Consider the following 23,423-nt stretch of genomic DNA (forward strand, 5'->3'; position numbering starts at 1 on the left):
CGGCAGTAACCGAAAGAGGAGTAAGAGGATTATGAAATCGACCTATAAGAAGATGCTGGCGGCAGGCGCTGTCATGGCGCTGGCCGGAGCCGCACACGCGCAGTCCGCCGGCAGCAATATCGTCAGTCTGGGCTGGTTCCGCGTGATGCCGAACAGCTCCGCCGATCCGCTGACTGTCGACAGCATCAACGGCCGCCCGGTCGGCATGACCCGGCCGAACACCGGCGCGGAGATCGAATCTGCCGACACGCTGGGCCTGGCCTTCACGCACTTCTTCACCGACAACATCTCCGGTGAAATCGTCGCGGGCATTCCGCCCAAGCATGACGTCAAGGGCACCGGCAACTATGCCCAGTATGGCAAGCTCGGTTCGGTCAAGCAGTGGAGCCCGGCGCTGCTGGTCAAGTACCACTTCTTCGACGCCAAGACCAGGTTCCGTCCCTATGTCGGCATCGGCGTGAACTACACCTGGTTCACCGACGAGACCATCACCAACCAGAACTTCGTGAACCGCGAGTTCTTGCCGGGTGCGCGCATGACCGCCAGCGCCAAGCCGTCGTGGAACCCGGTCTTCAACATCGGCGCCAACTACGCCATCAACGACAACTGGTTCGTCGGCCTGTCGGTCTCGTACGTGCCGCTGTCGACCCGCGCGTCCTTCACCACGCAGGCGGGCCCGGTAACGATCCAGTCACACACCAAGATCAAGATCGATCCGGTGGTGACCTTCCTGAACGTGGGCTACCGCTTCTGAGCGCGGCACACTGACGGCAGAAAGGGCACCCGGGGGTGCCCTTTCTTGTTGGCGCCGGCTGCGGTGGCCAGCTTACGCCACCGACTTGACCGGATAGCCGGCCTCTTCGATGGCATCGCGCAGGGCCTCTGGGTCGGCGCTGCTCTCGACGCGTACGGCCTGGGCGGGCACATCCGCGCTGACACGCGCGGCCGGGTCAACCGCCTGTACGGCACGCGTGATGGCGCCCACGCAGTGGTTGCACGACATGCCTTCGACCTGGAACTGGATCATGGTGGGACTCTCCTGAACGGGATGGGACGGGCGGCGGGTGCCGCGACAGATGCAGTTTGAACCTTCCCATGGTGGGAAGCGCAAGAGGAATTTGTTGGCGCCGATGTGACGGTAACACCCTGTGCATCCGGCCTTGACCTTCCAATGATGGTAAGGTCCATGATGCTGACATCGACACTGTGGATGACTCAGGACCCATGCCAAATTCCAGCGCTGTGCTCGCATCACAACCTGTCCGGCCGGCCGACGAAATGCCCGAATGGCGCCTGCCGGTCGACGGCATGACCTGCGCCTCATGCGTGCGCCGCGTGGAGAACGCGCTGGCCCGGGTGCCGGGCGTGCGCGACGTGGCCGTCAACCTGGCAACTGAAGCCGCAACGCTGCGCGCCGACTCGGGCGCGGTGCTGCCGGCCGCCGCCCGTGCCGTGGCCGATGCCGGCTACACGGTGCCGCAGGACACCATCGAACTGAATATTGCCGACATGACCTGCGCCTCATGCGTGTCCCGGGTCGAAAAGGCGCTGCGCGCCGTGCCGGGCGTGATGGAGGCGCAGGTCAACCTGGCGACCGAGCGCGCCAGCGTCACGCTGCTGCGCGGCGCGGCGGATACTGCGGCGCTGGTGGCCGCGGTCGCGCGCGCGGGCTATGGTGCGACGCCGGTGGCCGATGCCGCATCGCAGGCGCCGCAGGCCGCGCAGGGCACTGCCTTCTGGGATGGCCCCTGGCCGGTGGCGATCTCGGCGGCGCTGTCGCTGCCGCTGGTGGCACCCATGGTGCTGGAATGGCTCGGCGTGCACTGGATGCTGCCGGCATGGGTGCAGTGGCTGCTGGCCACGCCGGTGCAGTTCGTGTTCGGCTGGCGCTTCTACAAGGCTGGCTGGAAGGCGGTGCGCGCCGGCGCCGGCAATATGGATTTGCTGGTGGCGCTGGGCACGACGGCGGCCTATGGGCTGTCGCTGTGGCTGATGTGGCGCACGCCGGCCGACGCCATGCCGCACCTGTACTTCGAAAGCGCGGCGGTGGTGATCACGCTGGTGCGCCTGGGCAAGTGGCTGGAGACCCGCGCCAAGCGCCAGACCGCCGATGCCATCCGCGCGCTCGCGGCGCTGCGTCCCGATACTGCCCGCGTGCGCCGCGGCGGCGTGGAGCAGAGCGTGCCGCTGGCGGCGGTGCGCGTGGGCGACGAGGTGGTGGTGCGCCCCGGCGAGCGCATCCCGGTGGACGCCGAGGTGATCGAAGGCAACAGCCACGCGGACGAATCGATGCTGACCGGTGAAAGCGTCCCGGTGCCGAAGAAGCCCGGCGACCGCATCACCGGCGGCGCCATCAATTTCGAAGGGCTGCTGGTTGCGCGCACCGAGGCGGTGGGCGCCGAGACCGTGCTGGCACGCATCATCCGCATGGTCGAGCACGCACAGGCGGCCAAGGCGCCGATCCAGCGCATGGTCGACCAGGTCAGCGCGGTGTTCGTGCCGGTGGTGCTGGGCATCGCGCTGCTGACGGTGCTGGGCTGGGGCCTCTTTGCCGGCGACTGGGAAACCGCATTGCTCAACGCGGTGGCGGTGCTGGTGATCGCCTGCCCGTGCGCGCTGGGCCTGGCCACGCCCACGGCAATCATGGCCGGCACCGGCGCCGGCGCGCGCGCCGGCATCCTGATCAAGGATGCCGAGGCACTGGAGGTGGCGCACCGCGTCAGCGTGGTGGCATTCGACAAGACCGGCACGCTCACGGTCGGCAAGCCGGAAGTGGTGGCGCTGCATGCGGCCGATCCCGCCGATGCCGACGGCAGCGCGCTGCTGGCGCGGCTGGCCGCGCTGCAGGCCGGCAGCGAGCATCCGCTGGCCCGCGCCGTGCTGGCCGCAGCGCAGGCGCGCGGCATTGCCGCGCCGCAGGCCACGGAAGTGCAGGCCCTGCCAGGCCGCGGCATTGCCGGCGTGGTGGACGGCCAGGCGCTGCAACTGGGCAGCGAGCGCCTGCGTGAGGCGCTGGGCGCAGCGGCAGGCACGCTGGCAACGCTGGCGGAGCAGTTGCGCGCGGACGGCCGTACCGTGTCGTGGCTGGTCGAAACCACGCTGCCGCGCGTGGCCGGGCTGGTCGCGTTCGGCGATGCCATCAAGCCGGGCGCGCCGGCGGCGATCGCCAGGCTGCGCGCGGCCGGTGTGCGCACCGTGATGCTGACCGGCGACAATGCCGGCGCGGCGGCGCGCGTGGCGCAGGCGCTGGGGCTGGACGACGTGCAGGCCGAGGTGCTGCCCGAGGACAAGGCTGCCCGGGTGCAGGCGCTGGGGCGCGATGGCGCGGTGGTGGCGATGGTGGGCGACGGCATCAACGATGCGCCGGCGCTGGCGGCGGCGGATGTGGGCATTGCCATGTCGACCGGCACCGACGTGGCCATGCACGCCGCCGGCATCACGCTGATGCGCGGCGACCCGGCGCTGGTGGCCGATGCGCTGGCGGTCTCGCACCGCACCGTGCGCAAGATCCGGCAGAACCTGTTCTGGGCTTTTTTCTACAACGTGGTAGGCATTCCGCTGGCAGCGGCCGGGTTGCTGAATCCGGTGGTGGCGGGTGCGGCGATGGCTTTCTCCAGTGTCAGCGTGGTCAGCAATGCGCTGCTGCTGCGCCGCTGGCGTCCGCAGGCCGGGGCTGCCACGGCACAGGGAGGCGAGCGATGAATATCGGCGAAGCGGCGCAGGCGTCGGGCGTGTCGGCCAAGATGATCCGGCACTATGAATCGATCGGTCTGGTGGCGGCACCGCCGCGCACCGAGGGCGGCTACCGTCGCTATGACGAACGCGCGGTGCACAACTTGCGCTTCGTGCGGCGCGCCCGTAATCTGGGATTCTCGCTCGACGAAATCCGCAACCTGCTGTCGCTTTGGCATGACCGCGGCCGCGCCAGTGCCGACGTCAAGGCGCTGACGCTGCGGCATGTGGCCGACCTTGAGCTGCGCATCGCTGAACTGGCCGCCATGCGCGACACGCTGCGCGAGCTGGCGCAGCACTGCAGCGGCGACGATCGGCCGGATTGCCCGATCCTCGCCGATATGGCGCAGCCGGAAGCGCAGGGCAGGCTTGCCTGCCACGGTTGAGCGGGACAGAGTGCAAGGCAGGCAGCAGGCAGCACCACAAAGAATAACGACAGCCGGCGCCAGCCTTTTGCTGGCGCTCCGTGCCGGGAGGAGACTTGCGCGAATGGAACAACCGATGACGGACGATCCTGCTATTGCCGGTGTTGCCGGCATGCCTGCCGATACCCCAGCCGGCACGCACGCGCCGGTACAGAGCCGCCAGCGCATGCGCGACGGCACCGAGCTGCTGCTGCGCACCTGGCAGCCCGATCCGGCGCGCTTTGCCGAGCCGCTCGGCTCGGTGCTGCTGGTGCATGGGCTTGCCGAGCATGCCGGACGCTACCAGCATGTGGCCGATGTGCTGTGCGGGCTGGGCCTGCGCGTGCGCGCGCACGACCTGCGCGGCCATGGCGCCAGCGGCGGCGCGCGCATGGTGGCGGACCATCAGGATGCCTACCTCGACGACCTCGCCGAGATCTACGATGCCGCGGTGCCGGGCTGGAACGAGTTGCCGATCCTGCTCGGCCACAGCATGGGCGGGATGATCGCGGCGCGCCTTGCCACCGCGCGCGTGCGCCCGGTGCGCGCGCTGGTGCTGTCCTCGCCTGCGCTGGCGCTGCGCCTGTCGGGCCCGATGCTGGCGCTGCACCGCGTGCTGCTGGCGCTGGCGCCGCGGCTGCGCGTGCCCAATCCGATCGATGCGCGGCTCTTGTCGCACGATCCCGCCGTGGTGGCCGCCTACCGCTCAGACCCGCTGGTGCAGACCACCATCACCGCCAGCGTACTGGAGAGCTTTATCCGCGGCATGGCGCAGGCCCAGGCCGATGCCGCGCTGCTGGAGGCCCCCATGCTGATGCTGGTCGGCGGCGCCGACCGCGTGGTGGACCCGGCCGGCAGCCGCAGCTTCTTCGACCACGCGCCGCCGGAGTTGCGCGAACAGGTCTGGTTCGAGCACGGCTACCACGAGATCTTCAATGAAGCGCAGCCGCTGCGCGGCGAAGTGTTCGCGGCGCTGACCGGCTGGCTGCAGCGTCACCTGCAGCAGCAGGGACACTAAGTCCGGAACACCGACTCGGCCACGCCGAACACTGCCGCGACGACCGGGTCGTCGCGGCGCGTGGCCAGGCATACCAGCGTCAGCTCGGTCTGCACCGAGACCCCTTCAACGATCACCAGCCCGTGCGCATGCGATTCGCGCAGCGCGATCGCGTCGCGCACCAGCGACAGCCCCACGCCGGAGCGCACCAGGTCCAGCATCGAAGCCTCCTGGTCGACATGCGCCACCTTGGGCACGCCGGCCGGGTCGACGCCGGCCTGCGCAAAGCGCGCGGACAAGAGCCGGTTGTGTGCCGATTCGGGCGGCGTCCAGATCCACGGCAGCGTTGCCAGCTGCGCCCATGAGCGCAGCGCGGTGCGCTCTTTCCAGCCCTTGGGTGCCACCACATAGTAGGAGAACGGCGTCAGCGTCAGCGCATGGAAGCCGGCGTCAGGCGGCTGGCCCAGGTAGAAGCCCACGTCGAGCGCGCCGCTGCGTACCTGTTGCAGCACCCAGCCCGACATGCCGTGGCGCAGTTCTGTGCCGATCTGCGGGTGGCGTTCCACCAGCGTGCGCAGCATCGGGCCCAGCCGCGTGAATTCCGGATCGAGGATGGTGCCGATCGCCAGCCGGCCGCGCACGGTGTGATGCATCGCGCTGACGGTGTGCTGCAGGTCGCCCACGCCGTCGAGGATGCGTTCGGCCAGCGGCAGCAGTGCGGCGCCGTCGGCGGTCAGCGTCAGGCCCGCGGCAGTGCGCTCGAACAGCCGGATGCGCCACGCCGATTGCAGCGCCTTCAACTGCAGGCTGACTGCGGGCTGGGTCAGGTGCAGCCGCTGCGCGGCGCGGGTCAGGTTGCCCTCGCGCGCGACGGCAACGAAGGCGCGCAGGTGGTGGAGGTCCAAGGCAGTGTCGGGGCGAAAGGTGGCGCAGGGGCGAGGCGTGGTGCGGCGCAATATTTTGCGCGGCTTATATTGCGATTGACGATAAATCATTGGACGGGGCCGCGCAACTGCACCAAGCTTGCGCTCAATACGGCCCGGCACGCCTTGTGCGGCGCGGCATCGATGCCAGTGCGAGACTGGAGGATGTTTGCGCCAGCGTCTTCACCAGACGCAAAGATCGGGCGAGCCGCATGCCGTCAGCGACCCAGCATTCAGGAGCGGAAGTGGAAGACATCCTTGCAGAAGCCAGCGCGGTGCAGACCATCATCGGCCATAGCATCGCAGGCCGGCAGACACGCGGCGCATCGCAGCGTCTGGCCGATATCTATAACCCCGCCACCGGCGAAGTCGCCGCGCGCGTGGCACTGGCCACCGCGCAGGACGTGGCCGACGCCGTCGCCGCCGCCCATGCCGCATTCCCCGCCTGGGCCGACACCCCGCCGCTGCGCCGCGCGCGCATCCTGTTCAAGTTCAAGGAACTGCTCGACCAGCACCACGACGACCTGGCCGCGCTGATCACGCGCGAGCACGGCAAGGTGTTCTCGGACGCCAGGGGCGAAGTCACGCGCGGCATCGAGGTGGTGGAATTCGCTTGCGGCATCCCCAACCTGCTCAAGACCGACTTCACCGACAACATCGGCGGCGGCATCGATAACTGGAACCTGCGCCAGCCGCTGGGCGTGGTGGCCGGCATCACGCCGTTCAACTTCCCGGTGATGGTGCCGATGTGGATGTTCCCGGTGGCGCTGGCGTGCGGCAATACCTTCGTGCTGAAGCCGTCGGAACGTGATCCGTCGCCGAGCCTGCTGATTGCCGACCTGCTGCGCCAGGCTGGTTTGCCCGATGGCGTGTTCAATGTCGTGCAGGGCGACAAGGAAGCGGTCGATGCACTGCTGGCGCATCCGGATGTGCAGGCGCTGTCGTTCGTCGGTTCGACGCCGATTGCCGAGTACATCTATACGGAAGGCACCAAACACGGCAAGCGCGTGCAGGCATTGGGCGGCGCCAAGAACCACCTGGTGGTGATGCCCGATGCCGATCTCGACCAGGCGGTCGATGCGCTGATCGGTGCCGCGTATGGTTCTGCCGGCGAACGCTGCATGGCGATCTCGGTCGCCGTGGCCGTGGGCGATGTCGCTGACAAGCTCGTGCCGCGCCTCGCCGAACGTGCGAGCTCGCTGAAGATCCGCAACGGCATGGAGTCCGACGCCGAAATGGGTCCGCTGGTGACCGCTGCGCACAAGGCGAAGGTGGAGGGCTATATCGCCAAGGGCGTGGAAGAGGGCGCGACGCTGGTCACGGATGGCCGCGGTCATACCGTACCCGGCCATGAGAACGGCTTCTATGTCGGCGGCACGCTGTTCGACCACGTCAAGCCGGATATGACGATCTACAAGGAAGAGATCTTCGGCCCGGTGCTGTCGGTAGTGCGCGTGCATGACTTTGCCGAAGCGGTGGCGCTGATCAATGCGCATGAATACGGCAACGGCGTGTCGTGCTACACCAGCGACGGCGGCATCGCGCGTGCATTCGCGCGGCAGATCCAGGTCGGCATGGTCGGCATCAACGTGCCGATCCCGGTGCCGATGGCGTGGCATTCTTTCGGTGGCTGGAAGCGATCGCTGTTCGGCGACCATCACGCCTATGGCGAAGAGGGTGTGCGCTTCTACACGCGCTACAAGAGCGTGATGCAGCGTTGGCCGGATTCGATCGCCAAGGGCGCCGAGTTCACTATGCCGGTGGCGAAATAAGCGGCAACTATGATGACAAGAACAGCGATGGAGACATTCGACTACATCATCGTGGGGGCCGGTTCGGCAGGCTGTGTCCTGGCCAACCGCCTGACGCAGGATGCGGACGTCAGCGTGCTGCTGCTGGAGGCCGGCGGCAAGGACGACTACCACTGGATCCATATCCCGGTGGGCTACCTGTACTGCATCGGCAACCCGCGCACCGACTGGCTCTATCGCACCGAGGCCGAGGCCGGCCTGAACGGCCGCTCGCTCGGCTATCCGCGCGGGCGCGTGCTGGGCGGTTGCTCGTCGATCAACGGCATGATCTATATGCGCGGCCAGCGCGAGGATTATGACGAGTGGGCGCGGCTCACCGGTGATGCGGGCTGGCGCTGGGACAATGTGCTGCCGTTGTTCAAGCGCAGCGAGGACCACCACCGCGGCCCGAGCGAATTCCATGGCGCCGGCGGCGAATGGCGCGTGGAAGGCCAGCGCCTGCGCTGGGACATCCTGGAGCGCTTTGCCGATGCCGCCGAAGAGGCGGGGATTCCGCGCACGGAGGACTTCAACCGCGGCGACAACTTCGGCGTCGGCTATTTTGAAGTGAACCAGCGCCGCGGCATCCGCTGGAACACGGCCAAGGCGTTCCTGCGGCGTGCGTCGGAGCGTCCCAACCTGACCATTGTCACCGGGGCGCAGGTGAGCGGGCTGACTTTCGACGGGCGCCGCTGCACCGGCGTGAACTATATCGGCGGCGGCCGGCCGCACACGGTGGCGGCCACGCAGGAAGTGATCCTCGCCGCGGGCGCGGTCAATACGCCGCAGCTGCTGGAGCTGTCGGGCATCGGCCAGGCCGAGCGCCTGCAGGCGCTGGGTATCCCGGTGCGCCATGCGCTGCCCGGCGTGGGCGAGAACCTGCAGGACCACCTGCAACTGCGCTCGGTGGTGAAGGTCAGCGGCGTGCGCACGCTCAACACGCGCGCCGCGAGCCTGTGGGGCAAGTTCTGCATCGGCGTGCAGTACGCCTTCAACCAGAGCGGGCCGATGAGCATGGCGCCGTCGCAGCTGGGCGCCTTTGCGCGCTCGGACCCGGCGCAGGCGCGGCCGAACGTGGAGTACCACGTGCAGCCCTTGTCGCTGGACAAGTTCGGCGACCCGCTGCATGCGTTCAATGCCTTTACCGCGAGTGCCTGCAACCTGCGGCCGACCTCGCGCGGCAGCGTGCATGTCGGCAGCGCGGATTTCCGCCAGGCGCCGGTGATCGCGCCCAATTACCTGGCGACCGACGAGGATCGGAAAGTCGCGGCCGACTCCATCCGGCTCACGCGCCGCATCGTGGCGTCGCCGGCGCTGGCACCGTTCCAGCCCGAGGAATGGCTGCCGGGCCCGGCATTCCAGACCGACGAACAGCTGGCCGAAGCGGCCGGCAATATCGGCACCACCATCTTCCATCCGGTGGGCACCTGCAAGATGGGCCGCGCCGACGACCGGATGGCCGTGGTCGACCATCGCCTGCGCGTGCTGGGCATCGATGGCCTGCGCGTGGTCGATGCCTCGGTGATGCCGCTGATCACATCGGGCAACACCAATTCGCCGACCATCATGATCGCCGAGCGCGCCAGCGACCTGATCCGCGAAGACCGCCGGCAGGGCCTGGCGGCGGCGGAAGTATTGGTGCAACCGGCGCCGGCGGCAGCCGCTGCAGGCGCCTGACATGAGCGCGCCACGGGTCGCAGGCGGGGCCGTGACCGAGTGGCGCAGCCTGCTCATGTGCGCCTGCAAAAAAACTGACACTTGGTTCATGTTTCATAGTGCAAACCCCGATGTTTTGCGATGCAACAGGCGCACACAATAGACGCCTCACAGGGTGCGTCGGCAGCACATCGAAGCCATCGCCGCAACCTTGCGCGGGAGCCGCCCCGCACCAATACAGAAAGCCGCAGGCAGGGCCGCAAGCACGGCCAGCCTGGCGGAACAAGCGGCAGCAAGGGCCTACAAGGCCGGTTCGGACCATTGTCAGTGCCGGGCATCACCCCGGCAGTTCAGCAAGAGGGCGGGCAGGAGACATGAACCAGCAGGAAACCATCCTGGAAACGCGGAACCTCACCAAGGAGTTCAAGGGGTTCACGGCGGTGAGCGACGTCAACCTGCAGGTGCGCCGCGGGTCGATCCATGCGTTGATCGGGCCCAACGGCGCGGGCAAGACGACTTGCTTCAACCTGCTCACCAAGTTTCTGGAGCCGACCACCGGCACCATCCTTTTCAACGGCATCGACATCACCCGTGAAAAGCCCGCGCAGATCGCGCGGCGCGGCGTGATCCGTTCGTTCCAGATCTCGGCGGTATTCCCGCACCTGACGGTGATGGAGAACGTGCGCATCGGGCTGCAGCGCCAGCTCGGCACGGCGTACCAGTTCTGGCGCAGCGAGCGCTCGCTGGACGTGCTTAATGACCGCGCCATGGAGCTGCTAGAGCAGGTCGGCCTGACCGAGTTCGCGCAGACGCTGACGGTGAACCTGCCGTACGGCCGCAAGCGCGCGCTGGAGATCGCCACCACGCTGGCGATGGAGCCCGAGCTGATGCTGCTCGACGAGCCCACGCAGGGCATGGGCCACGAAGACGTGGACCGCGTCACGCAGCTGATCAGGAAGGTCTCGGCGGGCCGCACCATCCTGATGGTGGAACACAACATGAGCGTGGTCTCGTCGATCGCTGACAAGATCACCGTGCTGCAGCGTGGCGCGATCCTGGCCGAAGGCCCGTATGCCGAAGTGTCCAGGGACCCGCGCGTGATGGAGGCCTACATGGGCACCGTCGACGCGGAACTGCAGGGCGCGCACTGAGAGGGCCGGGGAACATATGACGACATCCAACACACCCGCGCTCGAGATCAAGGGCCTGCACGCCTGGTACGGCGAATCGCACATCCTGCACGGCGTGGATTTGACCGTGAACCGCGGCGAAGTGGTCACGCTGCTGGGCCGCAACGGCGCTGGCCGCACCACCACGCTGCGCGCGATCATGGGACTGACCGGCGCGCGCAAGGGCTCGATCAAGGTCAATGGCCACGAGACCATCAGCCTGCCCACGCACAAGATCGCGCACTACGGCATTGGCTATTGCCCCGAAGAGCGGGCGATCTTCTCCAGCCTCTCATGCGAAGAGAACCTGATGCTGCCGCCGGTGCTGAAGGGCGCCGACACCAGCAAGGGCATGAGCGAAACCGATATCTACGAGATGTTCCCGAACCTGAAGGAGCGCCGCCAGAGCCAGGGCACGCGTCTTTCCGGCGGCGAGCAGCAGATGCTGGCGGTCGGGCGCATCCTGCGCACCGGCGCCAACCTGCTGCTGCTCGATGAAATCTCGGAAGGGTTGGCACCGGTGATCGTGCAGGCGCTTGCGCGCATGATCCTGATGCTCAAGCAGAAGGGGTACACGGTGGTGATGGTGGAGCAGAACTTCCGCTTTGCCGCGCCGCTGGCTGACCGCTTCTACGTGATGGAGCACGGCAGCATCGTCGAGCGCTTCGCGGCCAATGAGCTGGAGGCCAAGATGCCGGTGCTGCACGAACTGCTCGGGGTCTGATCCGCACGGATCATGGGTTGATGTTTGGCAGGAACGGGTGGCGCGCACGCCGCCGCAAATCAGGAGACATAGACATGAAAAAGACTCGGCTCGCGGCCGCGATGGCGGCCATTGCCATGGGTGCGGTTTCCTTCAGCGCCGTTGCCCAGGTGTCCGGTGACACCGTGAAGATCGGCTACATCACCGACATGTCGGGCCTGTACGCCGACATCGACGGCCCCGGCGGCCTGGAAGCCATCAAGATGGCGGTCGAGGACCGCGGCGGCAAGGTGCTGGGCAAGCCCATCGAGATTGTCTCTGCCGACCACCAGAACAAGGCCGACATCGCCGCCTCGAAGGCGCGCGAATGGATGGACCAGCAGGGCCTGGACCTGCTGCTGGGCGGTACCAACTCGGGCACCGCGCTGGCGATGAACAAGGTGGCTTCGGAGAAGAAGCGCGTCTACATCAACATCGGCGCCGGCACCGCGCGCCTGACCAACGAAGAGTGCTCGCCGTACACGGTGCACTACGCCTATGACACGGTGGCGCTGGCCAAGGGCACCGGCAGCGCGGTGGTCAAGCAGGGCGGCAAGTCGTGGTTCTTCCTGACCGCCGACTACGCCTTCGGCCATTCGCTGGAAAGCGATACCGCGGCGGTGGTCAAGGCCAGCGGTGGCACGGTGGCGGGCCAGGTGCGCCATCCGCTGTCGGCATCGGACTTCTCGTCGTTCCTGCTGCAGGCGCAGTCGTCCAAGGCGCAGATCCTGGGCCTGGCCAACGCCGGCGGCGACACCATCAATGCGATCAAGGCGGCCAAGGAATTCGGCATCACCAAGTCGATGAAGATCGCCGGCCTGCTGATGTTCATCAACGATGTGCACAGCCTCGGGTTGAAGAACACCGAAGGCCTGCTGATGACCGACAGCTGGTACTGGGACATGAACGACGACACCCGCAAGTTCGCCAACCGCTTCTTCGGCAAGATGAAGAAGATGCCGAGCAGCCTGCAGGCCGCGGACTACTCGGCGGCCAGCACCTACCTGAAGGCGGTGGAAGCGGCCAAGACCGACGATCCGGACAAGGTCATGGCCGAGTTGAAGAAGATGAAGATCAACGACTTCTATACCAAGGGCTATATCCGCCAGGACGGCCGTGGCATCCACGACATGTACCTGATGCAGGTGAAGACCGCGGCAGAGTCGAAGAAGCCGTGGGACTACCTGAAGGTGGTCGCGACCATTCCGGGTGACCAGGCCTTCACCACGGTGGCCGAGTCGAAGTGCGCAATGCTGAAGAAGTAAGCTGATGTGAGATCTGCCGGCGGCGCGCCACCTGCGTGCCGCCGGCATCGGACGCGGTTCCTTGCTGCGGTGTTCGCCAACGGTGTTCGCCGCAGCGTTCGCATTACCTGGCACCAACCGCAGCAATTCCCGCCATACAACGGCGGTATCAACGGCACTCCGCGATGGACATCTTCGGAATCCCCTTGCCGGCCATGCTTTCCCAGCTATTGCTGGGGCTGGTCAACGGCGCCTTCTATGCGATGCTGAGCCTGGGCCTGGCGGTTATCTTCGGCCTGCTCAACGTCATCAATTTCGCGCACGGCGCGCTCTTCATGCTGGGCGCCGTGCTGGCCTGGATGGGCATGGAGTACGCCGGGCTGAACTACTGGATCATGCTGCTGCTGTCGCCGCTGGTCGTCGCCGCACTGGGCGTGGTGATCGAGAAGACCATGCTGCGCTGGATCTACAAGCTCGACCATATCTACGGCCTGCTGCTGACGCTGGGCATCACGCTGGTGATCGAGGGCATCTTCCGCTCGATCTACGGCGTCTCCGGGCTGCCGTACTCGACGCCGGATGCGCTGCAGGGCGCGACCGACCTGGGCTTCATGATCCTGCCCAACTACCGCGCGTGGGTCGTGGTGGCGTCGCTGGTGGTGTGCTTTGCCACCTGGTACGTGATCGAGAAGACAAAGCTGGGCGCCTACCTGCGCGCCGGCACCGAGAACCCCAAGATGGTCGAGGCCTTCGGCGTCAACGTGCCGCTGATGGTGACCCTGACCTACGGCTTCGGCGTGGCGCTGGCCGCGTTTGCCGGGGTGCTGGCCGCGCCGGTGATCCAGATCTCGCCGCTGATGGGCCAGAACCTGATCATCATCGTGTTCGCGGTGGTGGTGATCGGCGGCATGGGCTCGATCATGGGCTCGATCCTGACCGGCCTGGGGCTGGGCGTGGTCGAGGGGCTGACCAAGGTGTTTTATCCGGAAGCGTCGTCGACCGTGGTGTTCTTCATCATGGTGATCGTGCTGCTGCTGCGCCCGGCCGGGCTGTTCGGGAAGGAGAAGTGATGAGCGCACCCTCCACATCATCGACGCCATCCACGGTGGCGGCCAACGCGGGCAACGCAGGAAAGGGACAAGGCGTGCAGAAGAAACTGTTGTACGGATTGCTGCTGCTGGCACTGGTGGCCGCGCCGCTGGCAGGTGCGTATCCGGTGTTCGTGCTCAAGGTGCTGTGCTTCGCGTTGTTTGCGTGCGCCTTCAACCTGCTGATCGGTTATACCGGGCTGCTGTCGTTCGGCCATGCGGCCTTCTTCGGCGGCGCTGGCTACGCGGCCGGCCATGCCATGAAGGTCTGGGGCGTGACCCCGGAAATCGGCCTGATCCTGGGCACCGGTGCGGGCGCGCTGATCGGCTACGTGGTGGGCTCGCTGGCCATCCGCCGGCAGGGCATCTACTTCTCGATGATCACGCTGGCGCTGGCGCAGATGCTGTTCTTTATCTGCCTGCAGGCGCCGTTCACCGGTGGCGAGGACGGCCTGCAGGGCATCCCGCGCGGCAAGCTGTTCGGTGTGCTGCCGCTGTCGGACGACCTGACGCTGTACTACGTCGCGCTGGCGATCATCGTGGCCGCCTTTGCGCTGATCGTGCGCACGGTGCATTCGCCGTTCGGCCAGATTCTGAAGGCGATCAAGGAGAACGAGCCGCGCGCGATCTCGCTGGGCTATGACGTCGACCGCTTCAAGCTGACCGCCTTCGTGCTGTCGGCGGCGCTGTCGGGGCTGGCCGGCTCGATCAAGGCGCTGGTGCTGGGCTTCGAGACGCTGACCGACGTGCACTGGTCGATGTCCGGCTCGGTCATCCTGATGACACTGGTCGGCGGCCTGGGCACATTGTCGGGCCCGATTGTCGGTGCCTTCGTGGTGGTCGCGCTGGAGAACAAGCTGGGCGACATCGGCAACTTCCTGGCGTCGGTCACCGGCATCTCCTGGTTCGGCACGCTGGGCGAGTCGGTGACGATGGTGACCGGCGTGATCTTCGTGATCTGCGTGCTGACTTTCCGCCGTGGCATCATGGGCGAGCTGCTGGCGCGCTTCGGGGGCCACTCGGGCAAGCGGGAGTAACCCGGCAGGAGTGACCGCGGGTCGACATGCCCGATTCTGGGGCTAGGGTTTTTTCTAGCTTGTCCTCGATGCACCGCTTCGTTACATTCCATATACGGTTTTCGCAGGTTAAATGGAGGCGGAAGCGAGGAGACGACAGGCGCGCACCCGGTGTCGGGTAGCAGCGTTATAAATAAAGGGCGTTGCCGGGTGATCCTCGGCAACGCTTTTTTCATTTGGGCCTCCCAATCGCTGCTGTGGCGCTTTCGCCCCATCATGGGGCATCCAGGCTGCACCGGCATCACCTGGCTACCCTCCACATGCGACAATGCGGGCGCTCTCATTGCCCGCCATGCCTGCCGCACCTGATTCCCCCGACTCCCCAGCCGTTCCGGATCATCCCGACGCGCCCGCGCCGCAGGGTTTGGTACGCCTCGGACTGGGCGCCGACGCAGCCACGCTGGAAGCCTGGCTGGCTACGGTGCAGCCACTGCCGGTGCCCGCCGCGCGCGCGCGCCGGCTGATGCTGGACGAGCTGCTGGCCCAGTCCGGTCGCGGCATCTGCCTGCTGGTGGATGATGCGCAGGCTCCGCACGATCTGCTGGCGTGCCTGCCGGTGGCGCTGCTCCCGAGCCTGGAGCTTGCCGGGCTGGCCGCTTGCGGCATGGAGTGGTGGGTACGGCCCGGGCTGGACGGCGGGGCCCGCCGCGCCTGCCTTGAGGCCTGTTGTGCCACGCTGGCCGACTGGGGCCGCGCGCACGGTATCCGTCACGCGCTGCTGGCGCCGGGGCTGGCGGCAGGGCAAGGCGGCGCGCCGCCGGGCTTCAGCCCGCATGGCAACGGCATGTGGCACCGCAGCCTGGTGCCTGCGGCCAAGGTGCTGGGCTGAACTGATACCGCCCGGCAGCGCGCCGGCCCGCCCGCACCGATCTCCTCCGATCCTATCCCTTTTCGCTTCCCTGCTTCCTGCAATGACGGAATTCGCATTCCTGGCGGTTGCCGCCTTTCTCGCCGGCCTGATTGACGCGGTCGCCGGCGGCGGCGGCCTGGTACAGATCCCGGCGATGTTCTCGGCCTATCCCAATGTCGCGCCGGCCACGCTGCTGGGCACCAACAAGATGGGCTCGATCGCGGGCACCGCCAACGCGGCGCTGCGCTACGGCCGCAGCGTGCGCATCTACTGGGGAGCGACCGCGCCCGCGGTGGTGGCGGCCCTTGTCTTCTCGATGGCCGGTGCCTGGGCGCTGACCAAGATTCCGGCCGAACCGCTGCGCAAGGCGTTGCCATTCGTGCTGGTGGTGTTGCTGGTCTACACCGTGGCCAAGAAGGACCTGGGTACGGAACACGCGCCGACGCTGTCGGGGTCGCGCGAGCGCGTCGCGGCGCTGCTGGCCGGTGCCGCCATCGGCTTCTATGACGGCGTGTTCGGCCCGGGTACCGGCAGCTTCCTGATGATCGCGTTCGTGCGGGTGTTCGGCTATGACTTCCTGCACGCGGCGGCCTCGACCAAGGTGGTCAACCTTGCCACCAACCTGGCGGCGCTGCTGTTGCTGGCCAGCAAGGGCCATATCTGGTGGCAACTGGGCCTGGTGATGGCAGTGGCCAACATCGCCGGCAGCCAGGTGGGCAGCAAGCTGGCCCTGCGCCACGGCAGCGCCTTCGTGCGCAAGGTGTTTATCGTGGTGGTGAGCGCGCTGATCCTGAAGACCGCCTGGGACGCGTTCCTGCGCTGACGGCGAAGCCGGGCGGCGCTCGCGATGCGGGTTAATCCTCCCTTTTCGCGCCAAGTCGCTGTGCTAGACTCGATCCGAATTCCCGACCGCACGGTCGGTGAATAGCCGGATCGCGCCGATCCGGGGGAGTGGTGCGGACGGGGAAACTGGGGAGCGGCCTTGCGTCGTTCCTGGCTGTAGCGCAGGTGCCGGCGATGTGCCTGTGTTGACCCGAGGGGTCGATCAAGGCCCACTGAACCGGATGGAATGCGCACCCGCTGGGCTGCGCCTCATCCAGTTCAGTGGACCAGGGCATCCGCCGGTGGACGCCGGACGGATGCCTTTCCGTTTCAGGAACCGAGGAGACAAGATGGATTTCAAGCGCGCCAGCCTGCTGGCAATCGCTGCGGCGAGCCTGGTTGCCGGTGCAGCCCAGGCACAGGTCAAGGTCGGGGTGACGGTGTCGGCCACGGGTCCGGCGGCATCGCTGGGTATTCCGGAGAAGAACACCTTCACGCTGATGCCCAAGGAAATCGCGGGCAAGAAGATCGAGTACATCGTGCTGGACGATGCCTCCGACACCACCACCGCGGTCAAGAACACCCGCAAGCTGATCAGCGAAGACAAGGTTGACGTGGTGGTGGGTTCCACCGTGACGCCGAACTCGCTGGCGATGGTGGACGTGGTGGCCGAGAACGATACGCCGATGATCACCATGGCCGCCTCGGCCCGCATCATCGAGCCGATGGATGCCAAGCGCGCCTGGGTCTTCAAGACGCCGCAGAATGACTCGCACATGGCGACCGCCATTGCCGAGCACATGACCAACAACAACGTGAAGACGGTGGCCTTCATCGGCTTCGCGGACGCCTATGGCGACAGCTGGGCGCAGGAGTTCGCCAAGGTGGCGGAGCTGCGCAAGATCAAGGTGGTCGCCAACGAGCGCTTTGCCCGTACCGATACCTCGGTCACCGGCCAGGTGCTGAAGATGATGAGCGCCAATGCCGACGCCGTGCTGATCGCAGGCTCGGGTACGCCCGCGGCGCTGCCGGCCAAGACGCTCAAGGAGCGTGGTTTCAAGGGCAAGATTTACCAGACCCACGGTGTGGCCAATGCCGACTTCCTGCGCGTGTGCGGCAAGGATTGCGAAGGCACGTTCCTGCCGGCCGGGCCGCTGCTGGTGGCTGAGCAATTGCCGGACAGCAATCCGGTGAAGAAGCCGGCCATGTCCTACAAGACTTCTTACGAGAAGGCCTTCGGTGGCCAGGTCTCGACCTTCGGCGGTCATGCCTGGGATGCGGGGCTGATCCTGCAGCATGCCATCCCTGAGGCGCTGAAGAAGGGCCAGCCGGGTACCAAGGAATTCCGCAAGGCATTGCGGGATGCGATGGAGCAGACCAAGAATCTGCCGGTTTCGCATGGGATCATGAACATGAGTGCTACCGACCACCTTGGCTTTGATCAGAGGGCACGGGTGATGGTGCAGATTGTTGATGGGAAGTGGAAGTTGTTGACTAAGTGAGGGTCGGGGGGCGGCGTGGCGCTATGCGGTTGGGTGTCGCCCTTGGCAAGTGCTGCTGTTTCGCCGGCTTAGCCGGCGAGTCACTTTCTGTCCGAGCGACAGAAAGTAACCAAAGAACGCGTCGCCTATGCGGCTGGCAATAAATTGCACGGTGTTGGTGGTTCGCACGGTGGTGCTTGCCGTTCTGGCGTGGTTGCCCGTTCGACCCTGCTACGCCATGTGAGTCAGGGATAGTGCCTTCGATAACCCACTATTGAACAATCCCCATGCAGGGCGTAGGCCGCCTGCTGCAAACGGCATCGCCTGGACGCCTACGGCTGCTGCGCCGGCTCAAAGTGCGCTGACGGTCATTGGGCGCTTGCGCGAAACGCTACGCCTGCCAAGAGCGACAACCAACCGCATGGCAACAATGCGAAACGCTCACGCCGCCATACACACCTCTCGTTAGGGCTTGCCTGTATTTCCACATTAGGCAATCCGTTTACTATTGCGTAAATCCCGAAGCACACAGCACCCTGTCGGCCCCCATATGATGCAGGCAGGTATTTCCAAGAGACGGGGAGACAATGGACTTATCAATCGCTGCCATCCTGGCCCAGGACGGCATCACCTCGGGCGCGATCTACGCGCTGCTGGCACTGGCCCTGGTGCTGGTGTTCTCGGTGACCCGGGTCATCTTCATCCCGCAAGGGGAGTTTGTTGCCTACGGCGCGCTGACGCTGGCGGCGATGCAGGCCGGTCACGCGCCGCAGACCAGCTGGCTGCTGCTGGCGATGGGGGCGCTGACCTTCATCTATGAAACCGTCACGGTGCTGCGCAGCGCCGAGTTGCGCCGCACGCTGGGCCAGCGGCTGGCGGTGCTGGCAGGCAAATACCTGGTGTTCCCGCTCGCGGTGCACTGGCTGGCGCAGCAGTATGGCGCGCAGCCGCTGCCGATGCTGGCGCAGATCGCGCTGACGCTGCTGATCATCATCCCGCTGGGGCCGATGCTGTACCGGCTGGCCTACCAGCCGCTGGCCGAGGCCAGCACGCTGGTGCTGCTGATCGTCTCGGTCGGCGTGCACTTTGCGCTGGTGGGGCTGGGCCTGGTGATGTTCGGGGCGGAGGGTTCGCGCACCAATGCGTTCTCGGATGCGCGCTTCGACGTGGGGGCGCTCAGCATCTCGGGCCAGAGCCTGTGGATCGTGGGCGTGTCGGCGCTGCTGATCGGCGCGCTGTACTTCTATTTCGAGCGCACGCTGCAGGGCAAGGCGCTGCGCGCGACCGCGGTAAACCGGCTGGGCGCGCGCCTGGTCGGTATCGGCACCACGCAGGCGGGGCGGCTGTCGTTCACGCTGGCCGCGGCGATGGGCGCGCTGTGCGGCATCCTGATCGCGCCGCTGACCACCGTGTACTACGAGTCGGGCTTCCTGGTGGGCCTGAAGGGCTTTGTCGGCGCCATTGTCGGCGGGCTGGTGAGCTACCCCGTGGCGGCGCTCGGTGCGCTGCTGGTGGGCCTGCTTGAATCCTATTCGTCCTTCTGGGCCAGCGCGTTCAAGGAGGTCATCGTCTTCACACTGATCATTCCGGTGCTGCTGTGGCGCTCGCTGACGAGCAAGCATGTCGAGGAGGAGGAATAAGCCATGACCATGCTGACCGACAAGCAGGCGCGGGTGGCCAGTGCCGAGGCAGGCAGCCGTGCGCGGCTGAACCGCAACCGGGTCCTGGTGCTGGCTTTCATTGTGGTGCTGGTGTTGCTGCCGGCGCTGCCGACGCCGGAGTTCTGGATCACGCTGGGCAATTACATCGGCCTGTACAGCATCGTGGCGATCGGGCTGGTGCTGCTGACCGGGGTGGGCGGCATGACCTCGTTCGGGCAGGCCGCGTTCGTGGGGCTGGGCGCGTACAGCACTGCGTACCTGACCACGCAGTTCGGGCTGTCGCCCTGGTTCGGGCTGATGGTGGGGCTGGTGATCACGATGGCATCGGCCTATGTGATCGGGCTGATCACGATGCGCATGTCCGGCCACTACCTGCCGCTGGCGACCATTGCCTGGGGCCTGTCGCTGTTCTTCCTGTTTGGCAACCTGGAGTTCCTGGGCAAGTATGACGGCCTGAACGGGATCCCGGTGCTGTCGCTCTTCGGCATCGAGCTGCAGTCGGGCCGCTCGATGTTCTACCTGATCTGGGCGGTGGTGCTGCTGGCCGTGCTGGCGATGCAGAACCTGCTGAACTCGCGCCCGGGGCGCGCCATCCGCGCGCTCAAGGGCGGTGGCGTGATGGCCGAGGCCATGGGTGTGAACACCGCATGGATGAAAGTGGTGATCTTCGTGGTGGCGGCGGTTTTGGCGTGCGTGTCGGGCTTCCTGTACGCGCACCTGCAGCGCGCGGTGAACCCGACGCCGTTCGGCCTGAACTACGGCATCGAGTACCTGTTCATGGCCGTGGTCGGCGGCGTGGGCCATGTGTGGGGCGCGGTGCTGGGCGCGGGCATCCTGACCATCCTGAAGGATGTGCTGCAGGGCGTGCTGCCCAAGCTGCTCGGTGCCAACGGCAACTTCGAGATCATCGTCTTCGGCGTGCTGCTGGTATTGCTGCTGCAATACGCGCGCGATGGCATCTGGCCGTTCCTGCGGCGTCTGGTGCCTTCTGGTCCACCGGTGCTGGCGCCGGCGCAGGCTGAGGCCCTGGCCGTGCGCCAGAAGCCCGAGGCGGGCGACCTGATTCTGGATGTGCGCGCCGCGCGCAAGGAGTTCGGCGGGCTGGTGGCGGTGAACGATGTCAGCTTCCAGGTGCGCGCGGGCGAGATCATCGGGCTGATCGGTCCCAATGGCGCGGGCAAGTCCACCACCTTCAACCTGGTGACGGGCGTGCTGCCGGTCACGCGTGGGGAGGTGCGTTACCGCGGTGAAGTGATCTCGGGCCTGCCGTCGCGCGAGATCGTCAAGCGCGGCATCGGCCGCACCTTCCAGCATGTGCACCTGCTGCCGACCATGACGGTGCTGGAGAACGTGGCCATAGGCGCGCACCTGCGCGGTGATTTCCGCGCCCAGGGCGGCGTCTCGGCAGCGATCCTGCGCATGAACAAGGCCGAGGAAGAGAAGCTGCTGTTCGAGGCGAAGCGCCAGCTTGAACGCGTGGGCCTGGCCGATTGCATGTACATGGAAGCCGGCAGCCTCGCGCTGGGCCAGCAGCGGATTCTTGAAATCGCGCGTGCGCTTTGCTGCGACCCGGCGCTGCTGCTGCTCGACGAGCCGGCAGCGGGCCTGCGCTACAAGGAGAAGCAGGCGCTGGCCGAGCTGCTGCGCAAGCTCAAGGGCGAGGGCATGAGCGTGCTGCTGGTCGAGCACGACATGGATTTCGTGATGAACCTGACCGACCGGCTGGTGGTGATGGAATTCGGCACGCGCATTGCCGAGGGCGTGCCCGAGGAAGTGCAGAAGAACCCCGCAGTGCTGGAAGCCTACCTGGGTGGCGTGGAGTAAGGACCGGACATGAGCCTGATTCTCGAAGTGAAGGACCTCCACGTCCGCTACGGCAAGGTGGAAGCGGTGCACGGCGCCAACCTGAAGGTGGAGGCCGGCAAGATCGTCACGGTGATCGGCCCCAACGGTGCCGGCAAGTCGACCATGCTCAATGCGGTCATGGGTGCGCTGCCGGTGACGGGGTCGTCGAGCGGCTCGGTCAACTACCTCGGCCACGACATGGCCGGCATCCCGGTGGAAGGGCGCGTTGCGCGCGGCATGTGCCTGGTGCCGGAGAAGCGCGAGCTGTTTGCGTCGATGACGGTGGAAGACAACCTGCAGCTGGGTGCCTTTCGCCGCAAGCGCGCCGGCGAGAAGAACTACCTGGACCAGATGGACGTGGTCTACGACCTGTTCCCACGCCTGCGCGAGCGTGCCCGCCAGGACGCCGGCACGCTCTCCGGGGGCGAGCGCCAGATGCTGGCGGTGGGCCGCGCGCTGATGGCCAAGCCGCAGCTGCTGATGCTGGACGAGCCCAGCCTTGGCCTGGCGCCGCTGATCGTGAAGGAGATCTTCCACATCATCAGCAATCTGCGCCAGACCGGCGTGGCCACGCTGCTGATCGAGCAGAACGCACGCGCTGCGCTGCAGGTGGCGGACTACGGCTATGTGATCGAGACCGGGGATATGGCGATGGAAGGGCTGGCCGACGAACTGGCGGCGAATCCGAAGGTGATCGAAACCTATCTTGGATTGGCAAAAAAGGCGGCTTAACCCGCCCGGTTTTCGCCAGAGGAATGAGGGTCTGCGGATGCAGGCCCTTTTCTATTGGTGGTGTGAATAACTTTGGGGATAACCCAATTCAGAGGCGCTTCGGGCGGATGTCGCTATCGGTGCGCTGATGTAGGTACGCAAATATCTACTGGGGTAATTTTTAGCAATCAAATTTACCGGATAACATCCATACAGATAATAATTTTTAGGAATTTTATCTGTGGAATGAATGTATCTTTGCATAATTTTTTCCATATTAGTCATCCGGCGAATAAAGCGTTGGTGCCGCTGCCTGTATCCTTCGCTGCGGTTTCCAGCAGCCAATCCCGGAAGCAGTTCAGCGCCGGATGATCGCGCCGTTCCTTCGGCGCACACAGGAAATAGCCCCGTTGCAGCGTAATTGGCAGGTCAAACGGCGCCGTTACGCGTCCGGCGGCAATTTCGTCGCGCACCAGGCAACGCTGCAGCACGGCGACGCCGATGTCGGCGCGCACCGCCTGGATCAGGATCGAGACCTGGTCGAACGCTGTGGATAACCTTGGCGCAGCGTTGGGTACGCCGGCGGCCTGCAGCCAGTTTTGCCAGTTCGCCGGTGCGGTGGTGTGGTAGAGCAGGGGCTCGTCCAGCAGCTCCGCAGGAGACTGCCAGCGGCCGGCCTCGCGCCGTGCCCGGGCGCGGTCCGGATGGCAGACCGGCACCAATTCACGTCCCACCACATAGTCGGCCTGCAGGCCGGGCCATTTGCCGGCTTCACCCGCCAGGATGGCGGCGTCGGGGGAGGGGCCGGAGAGGTCCTCGTCGCGCTGGTACGGGACGAAGTCCAGCCGGATTTCCGGATGGCGGCGATGGAAGTCCGGCAGGCGCGGCACCAGCCAGACGCTGGCCAGCGTGGGCACGACGGACAGCGTCAGGTGGTGCCGGCGGTTGCCGGCGCGCAAGGTGGCGCTGGCATGCTCGATCGTGGCCAGCGGCTCGGCCACGGCCTCAAGCAATTTCCGGCCGGCATCTGTCAGCACCAGCCGGTGGGCATTGCGCTGTAGCAGCGGCTGCCCGAAATGCGCCTCCAGCCGCGCGATGGCGCGGCTGATGGCACCCTGGGTCACGCACAGTTCGTCCGCCGCACGCGTGAAGCTGCCCAGCCGCGCCGCGGTGGCAAAGGCGTGCAACTCAGACATCGATGGGGAATGCAGCCGCATGGCGGGGGAGGGGAG

Annotated in this window: 20 protein-coding genes; 17 read left to right on the forward strand and 3 right to left on the reverse strand. The window is 66.4% G+C overall.

Annotated elements, in window-relative coordinates; genetic code table 11:
• Positions 1-31: 31 nt before the first annotated feature.
• Positions 32-754, forward strand: a complete 723-nt coding sequence (locus AC3WRR_RS30695) for an OmpW/AlkL family protein (protein ID WP_010811296.1) — start codon at positions 32-34, stop codon at positions 752-754.
• Between the two features lie 72 nt (positions 755-826).
• On the opposite strand, the gene AC3WRR_RS30700 is transcribed toward AC3WRR_RS30695, so the two are convergent.
• Positions 827-1,027 carry a heavy-metal-associated domain-containing protein gene (locus tag AC3WRR_RS30700; RefSeq protein WP_010811295.1) on the reverse strand — a complete coding sequence of 67 codons (201 nt, stop codon included), beginning with the start codon at positions 1,025-1,027 and terminating at the stop codon, positions 827-829.
• 197 nt (positions 1,028-1,224) lie between these two features.
• On the opposite strand from AC3WRR_RS30700, the gene AC3WRR_RS30705 reads away from it, so the two are divergent.
• From AC3WRR_RS30705 to AC3WRR_RS30715, 3 genes are all read left to right on the forward strand, one after another.
• Complete coding sequence (locus AC3WRR_RS30705; RefSeq protein WP_454750763.1) at positions 1,225-3,702, forward strand: heavy metal translocating P-type ATPase; 2,478 nt, start codon at positions 1,225-1,227, stop codon at positions 3,700-3,702.
• Positions 3,699-4,118, forward strand: a complete 420-nt coding sequence (gene cueR / locus AC3WRR_RS30710) for a Cu(I)-responsive transcriptional regulator (RefSeq protein ID WP_010811293.1) — start codon at positions 3,699-3,701, stop codon at positions 4,116-4,118. Before AC3WRR_RS30705 ends, cueR begins: the two co-directional genes overlap by 4 nt.
• A gap of 103 nt (positions 4,119-4,221) precedes the next feature.
• Positions 4,222-5,154 (forward strand): alpha/beta hydrolase, encoded by a 933-nt coding sequence (locus AC3WRR_RS30715; protein WP_492298959.1) that lies wholly within the window; start codon positions 4,222-4,224, stop codon positions 5,152-5,154.
• On the opposite strand, the gene AC3WRR_RS30720 is transcribed toward AC3WRR_RS30715, so the two are convergent.
• Positions 5,151-6,038, reverse strand: a complete 888-nt coding sequence (locus AC3WRR_RS30720) for a LysR family transcriptional regulator (protein ID WP_010811291.1) — start codon at positions 6,036-6,038, stop codon at positions 5,151-5,153. The genes AC3WRR_RS30715 and AC3WRR_RS30720 overlap by 4 nt on opposite strands.
• A 230-nt stretch (positions 6,039-6,268) precedes the next feature.
• Between AC3WRR_RS30720 and AC3WRR_RS30725 the strand changes: the two genes are divergently transcribed.
• The 13 genes from AC3WRR_RS30725 to AC3WRR_RS30785 all read left to right on the forward strand — a co-directional run bounded on the left by AC3WRR_RS30725 (position 6,269) and on the right by AC3WRR_RS30785 (position 22,212).
• A complete protein-coding gene (locus AC3WRR_RS30725; protein ID WP_492298961.1) occupies positions 6,269-7,828 on the forward strand; it encodes a CoA-acylating methylmalonate-semialdehyde dehydrogenase in 1,560 nt (519 codons plus the stop codon).
• 27 nt (positions 7,829-7,855) lie between these two features.
• Complete coding sequence (locus tag AC3WRR_RS30730) at positions 7,856-9,523, forward strand: GMC family oxidoreductase (protein ID WP_492298963.1); 1,668 nt, start codon at positions 7,856-7,858, stop codon at positions 9,521-9,523.
• Between the two features lie 353 nt (positions 9,524-9,876).
• Positions 9,877-10,653 carry an ABC transporter ATP-binding protein gene (locus tag AC3WRR_RS30735; protein WP_010811288.1) on the forward strand — a complete coding sequence of 259 codons (777 nt, stop codon included), beginning with the start codon at positions 9,877-9,879 and terminating at the stop codon, positions 10,651-10,653.
• Positions 10,654-10,669: 16 nt separating this feature from the next.
• Complete coding sequence (locus AC3WRR_RS30740; RefSeq protein ID WP_492298966.1) at positions 10,670-11,395, forward strand: ABC transporter ATP-binding protein; 726 nt, start codon at positions 10,670-10,672, stop codon at positions 11,393-11,395.
• 74 nt (positions 11,396-11,469) lie between these two features.
• The gene (locus AC3WRR_RS30745) at positions 11,470-12,678 is read left to right on the forward strand and encodes an ABC transporter substrate-binding protein (protein WP_010811286.1); all 1,209 of its coding nucleotides are present in this window, start codon (positions 11,470-11,472) and stop codon (positions 12,676-12,678) included.
• Between the two features lie 164 nt (positions 12,679-12,842).
• A complete protein-coding gene (locus tag AC3WRR_RS30750; RefSeq protein ID WP_010811285.1) occupies positions 12,843-13,727 on the forward strand; it encodes a branched-chain amino acid ABC transporter permease in 885 nt (294 codons plus the stop codon).
• Positions 13,727-14,782, forward strand: a complete 1,056-nt coding sequence (locus AC3WRR_RS30755) for a branched-chain amino acid ABC transporter permease (RefSeq protein ID WP_010811284.1) — start codon at positions 13,727-13,729, stop codon at positions 14,780-14,782. The genes AC3WRR_RS30750 and AC3WRR_RS30755 overlap by 1 nt, the downstream gene beginning before the upstream one ends.
• A gap of 403 nt (positions 14,783-15,185) precedes the next feature.
• On the forward strand, positions 15,186-15,650 hold the full coding sequence (locus tag AC3WRR_RS30760; RefSeq protein WP_492298968.1) for a hypothetical protein: 465 nt from the start codon (positions 15,186-15,188) through the stop codon (positions 15,648-15,650).
• 82 nt (positions 15,651-15,732) lie between these two features.
• Positions 15,733-16,494 carry a sulfite exporter TauE/SafE family protein gene (locus tag AC3WRR_RS30765; RefSeq protein ID WP_010811282.1) on the forward strand — a complete coding sequence of 254 codons (762 nt, stop codon included), beginning with the start codon at positions 15,733-15,735 and terminating at the stop codon, positions 16,492-16,494.
• 349 nt (positions 16,495-16,843) lie between these two features.
• Positions 16,844-17,995, forward strand: coding sequence for an ABC transporter substrate-binding protein (locus AC3WRR_RS30770; protein WP_010811281.1), 1,152 nt, complete (start codon positions 16,844-16,846; stop codon positions 17,993-17,995).
• A gap of 566 nt (positions 17,996-18,561) precedes the next feature.
• Positions 18,562-19,614 carry a branched-chain amino acid ABC transporter permease gene (locus AC3WRR_RS30775; protein WP_010811280.1) on the forward strand — a complete coding sequence of 351 codons (1,053 nt, stop codon included), beginning with the start codon at positions 18,562-18,564 and terminating at the stop codon, positions 19,612-19,614.
• A 3-nt stretch (positions 19,615-19,617) separates the two neighbouring features.
• Positions 19,618-21,459, forward strand: coding sequence for a branched-chain amino acid ABC transporter ATP-binding protein/permease (locus AC3WRR_RS30780; RefSeq protein ID WP_010811279.1), 1,842 nt, complete (start codon positions 19,618-19,620; stop codon positions 21,457-21,459).
• A gap of 9 nt (positions 21,460-21,468) precedes the next feature.
• On the forward strand, positions 21,469-22,212 hold the full coding sequence (locus AC3WRR_RS30785; protein ID WP_010811278.1) for an ABC transporter ATP-binding protein: 744 nt from the start codon (positions 21,469-21,471) through the stop codon (positions 22,210-22,212).
• A 260-nt stretch (positions 22,213-22,472) separates the two neighbouring features.
• Here AC3WRR_RS30785 and AC3WRR_RS30790 read toward each other — a convergent pair whose 3' ends face one another.
• Positions 22,473-23,408: a LysR substrate-binding domain-containing protein gene (locus tag AC3WRR_RS30790; RefSeq protein ID WP_492298971.1), complete on the reverse strand. Its 936-nt coding sequence runs from the start codon at positions 23,406-23,408 to the stop codon at positions 22,473-22,475.
• Between the last annotated feature and the right edge of the window lie 15 nt (positions 23,409-23,423).

It is taken from the genome of Cupriavidus sp. FW305-3-2-15-C-LB2, from assembly GCF_058787575.1.

Coding starts and splice junctions, on each gene's coding strand:
- AC3WRR_RS30790 (WP_492298971.1), bottom strand. CDS start 23,408: ATGCGGCTGCATTCCCCATCGATGTCTGAGTTGCACGCCTTTGCCACC.
- AC3WRR_RS30715 (WP_492298959.1), top strand. CDS start 4,222: ATGGAACAACCGATGACGGACGATCCTGCTATTGCCGGTGTTGCCGGC.
- AC3WRR_RS30785 (WP_010811278.1), top strand. CDS start 21,469: ATGAGCCTGATTCTCGAAGTGAAGGACCTCCACGTCCGCTACGGCAAG.
- AC3WRR_RS30700 (WP_010811295.1), bottom strand. CDS start 1,027: ATGATCCAGTTCCAGGTCGAAGGCATGTCGTGCAACCACTGCGTGGGC.
- AC3WRR_RS30780 (WP_010811279.1), top strand. CDS start 19,618: ATGACCATGCTGACCGACAAGCAGGCGCGGGTGGCCAGTGCCGAGGCA.
- AC3WRR_RS30750 (WP_010811285.1), top strand. CDS start 12,843: ATGGACATCTTCGGAATCCCCTTGCCGGCCATGCTTTCCCAGCTATTG.
- cueR (WP_010811293.1), top strand. CDS start 3,699: ATGAATATCGGCGAAGCGGCGCAGGCGTCGGGCGTGTCGGCCAAGATG.
- AC3WRR_RS30770 (WP_010811281.1), top strand. CDS start 16,844: ATGGATTTCAAGCGCGCCAGCCTGCTGGCAATCGCTGCGGCGAGCCTG.
- AC3WRR_RS30725 (WP_492298961.1), top strand. CDS start 6,269: ATGCCGTCAGCGACCCAGCATTCAGGAGCGGAAGTGGAAGACATCCTT.
- AC3WRR_RS30695 (WP_010811296.1), top strand. CDS start 32: ATGAAATCGACCTATAAGAAGATGCTGGCGGCAGGCGCTGTCATGGCG.
- AC3WRR_RS30730 (WP_492298963.1), top strand. CDS start 7,856: ATGGAGACATTCGACTACATCATCGTGGGGGCCGGTTCGGCAGGCTGT.
- AC3WRR_RS30755 (WP_010811284.1), top strand. CDS start 13,727: ATGAGCGCACCCTCCACATCATCGACGCCATCCACGGTGGCGGCCAAC.
- AC3WRR_RS30705 (WP_454750763.1), top strand. CDS start 1,225: ATGCCAAATTCCAGCGCTGTGCTCGCATCACAACCTGTCCGGCCGGCC.
- AC3WRR_RS30775 (WP_010811280.1), top strand. CDS start 18,562: ATGGACTTATCAATCGCTGCCATCCTGGCCCAGGACGGCATCACCTCG.
- AC3WRR_RS30735 (WP_010811288.1), top strand. CDS start 9,877: ATGAACCAGCAGGAAACCATCCTGGAAACGCGGAACCTCACCAAGGAG.
- AC3WRR_RS30765 (WP_010811282.1), top strand. CDS start 15,733: ATGACGGAATTCGCATTCCTGGCGGTTGCCGCCTTTCTCGCCGGCCTG.
- AC3WRR_RS30745 (WP_010811286.1), top strand. CDS start 11,470: ATGAAAAAGACTCGGCTCGCGGCCGCGATGGCGGCCATTGCCATGGGT.
- AC3WRR_RS30740 (WP_492298966.1), top strand. CDS start 10,670: ATGACGACATCCAACACACCCGCGCTCGAGATCAAGGGCCTGCACGCC.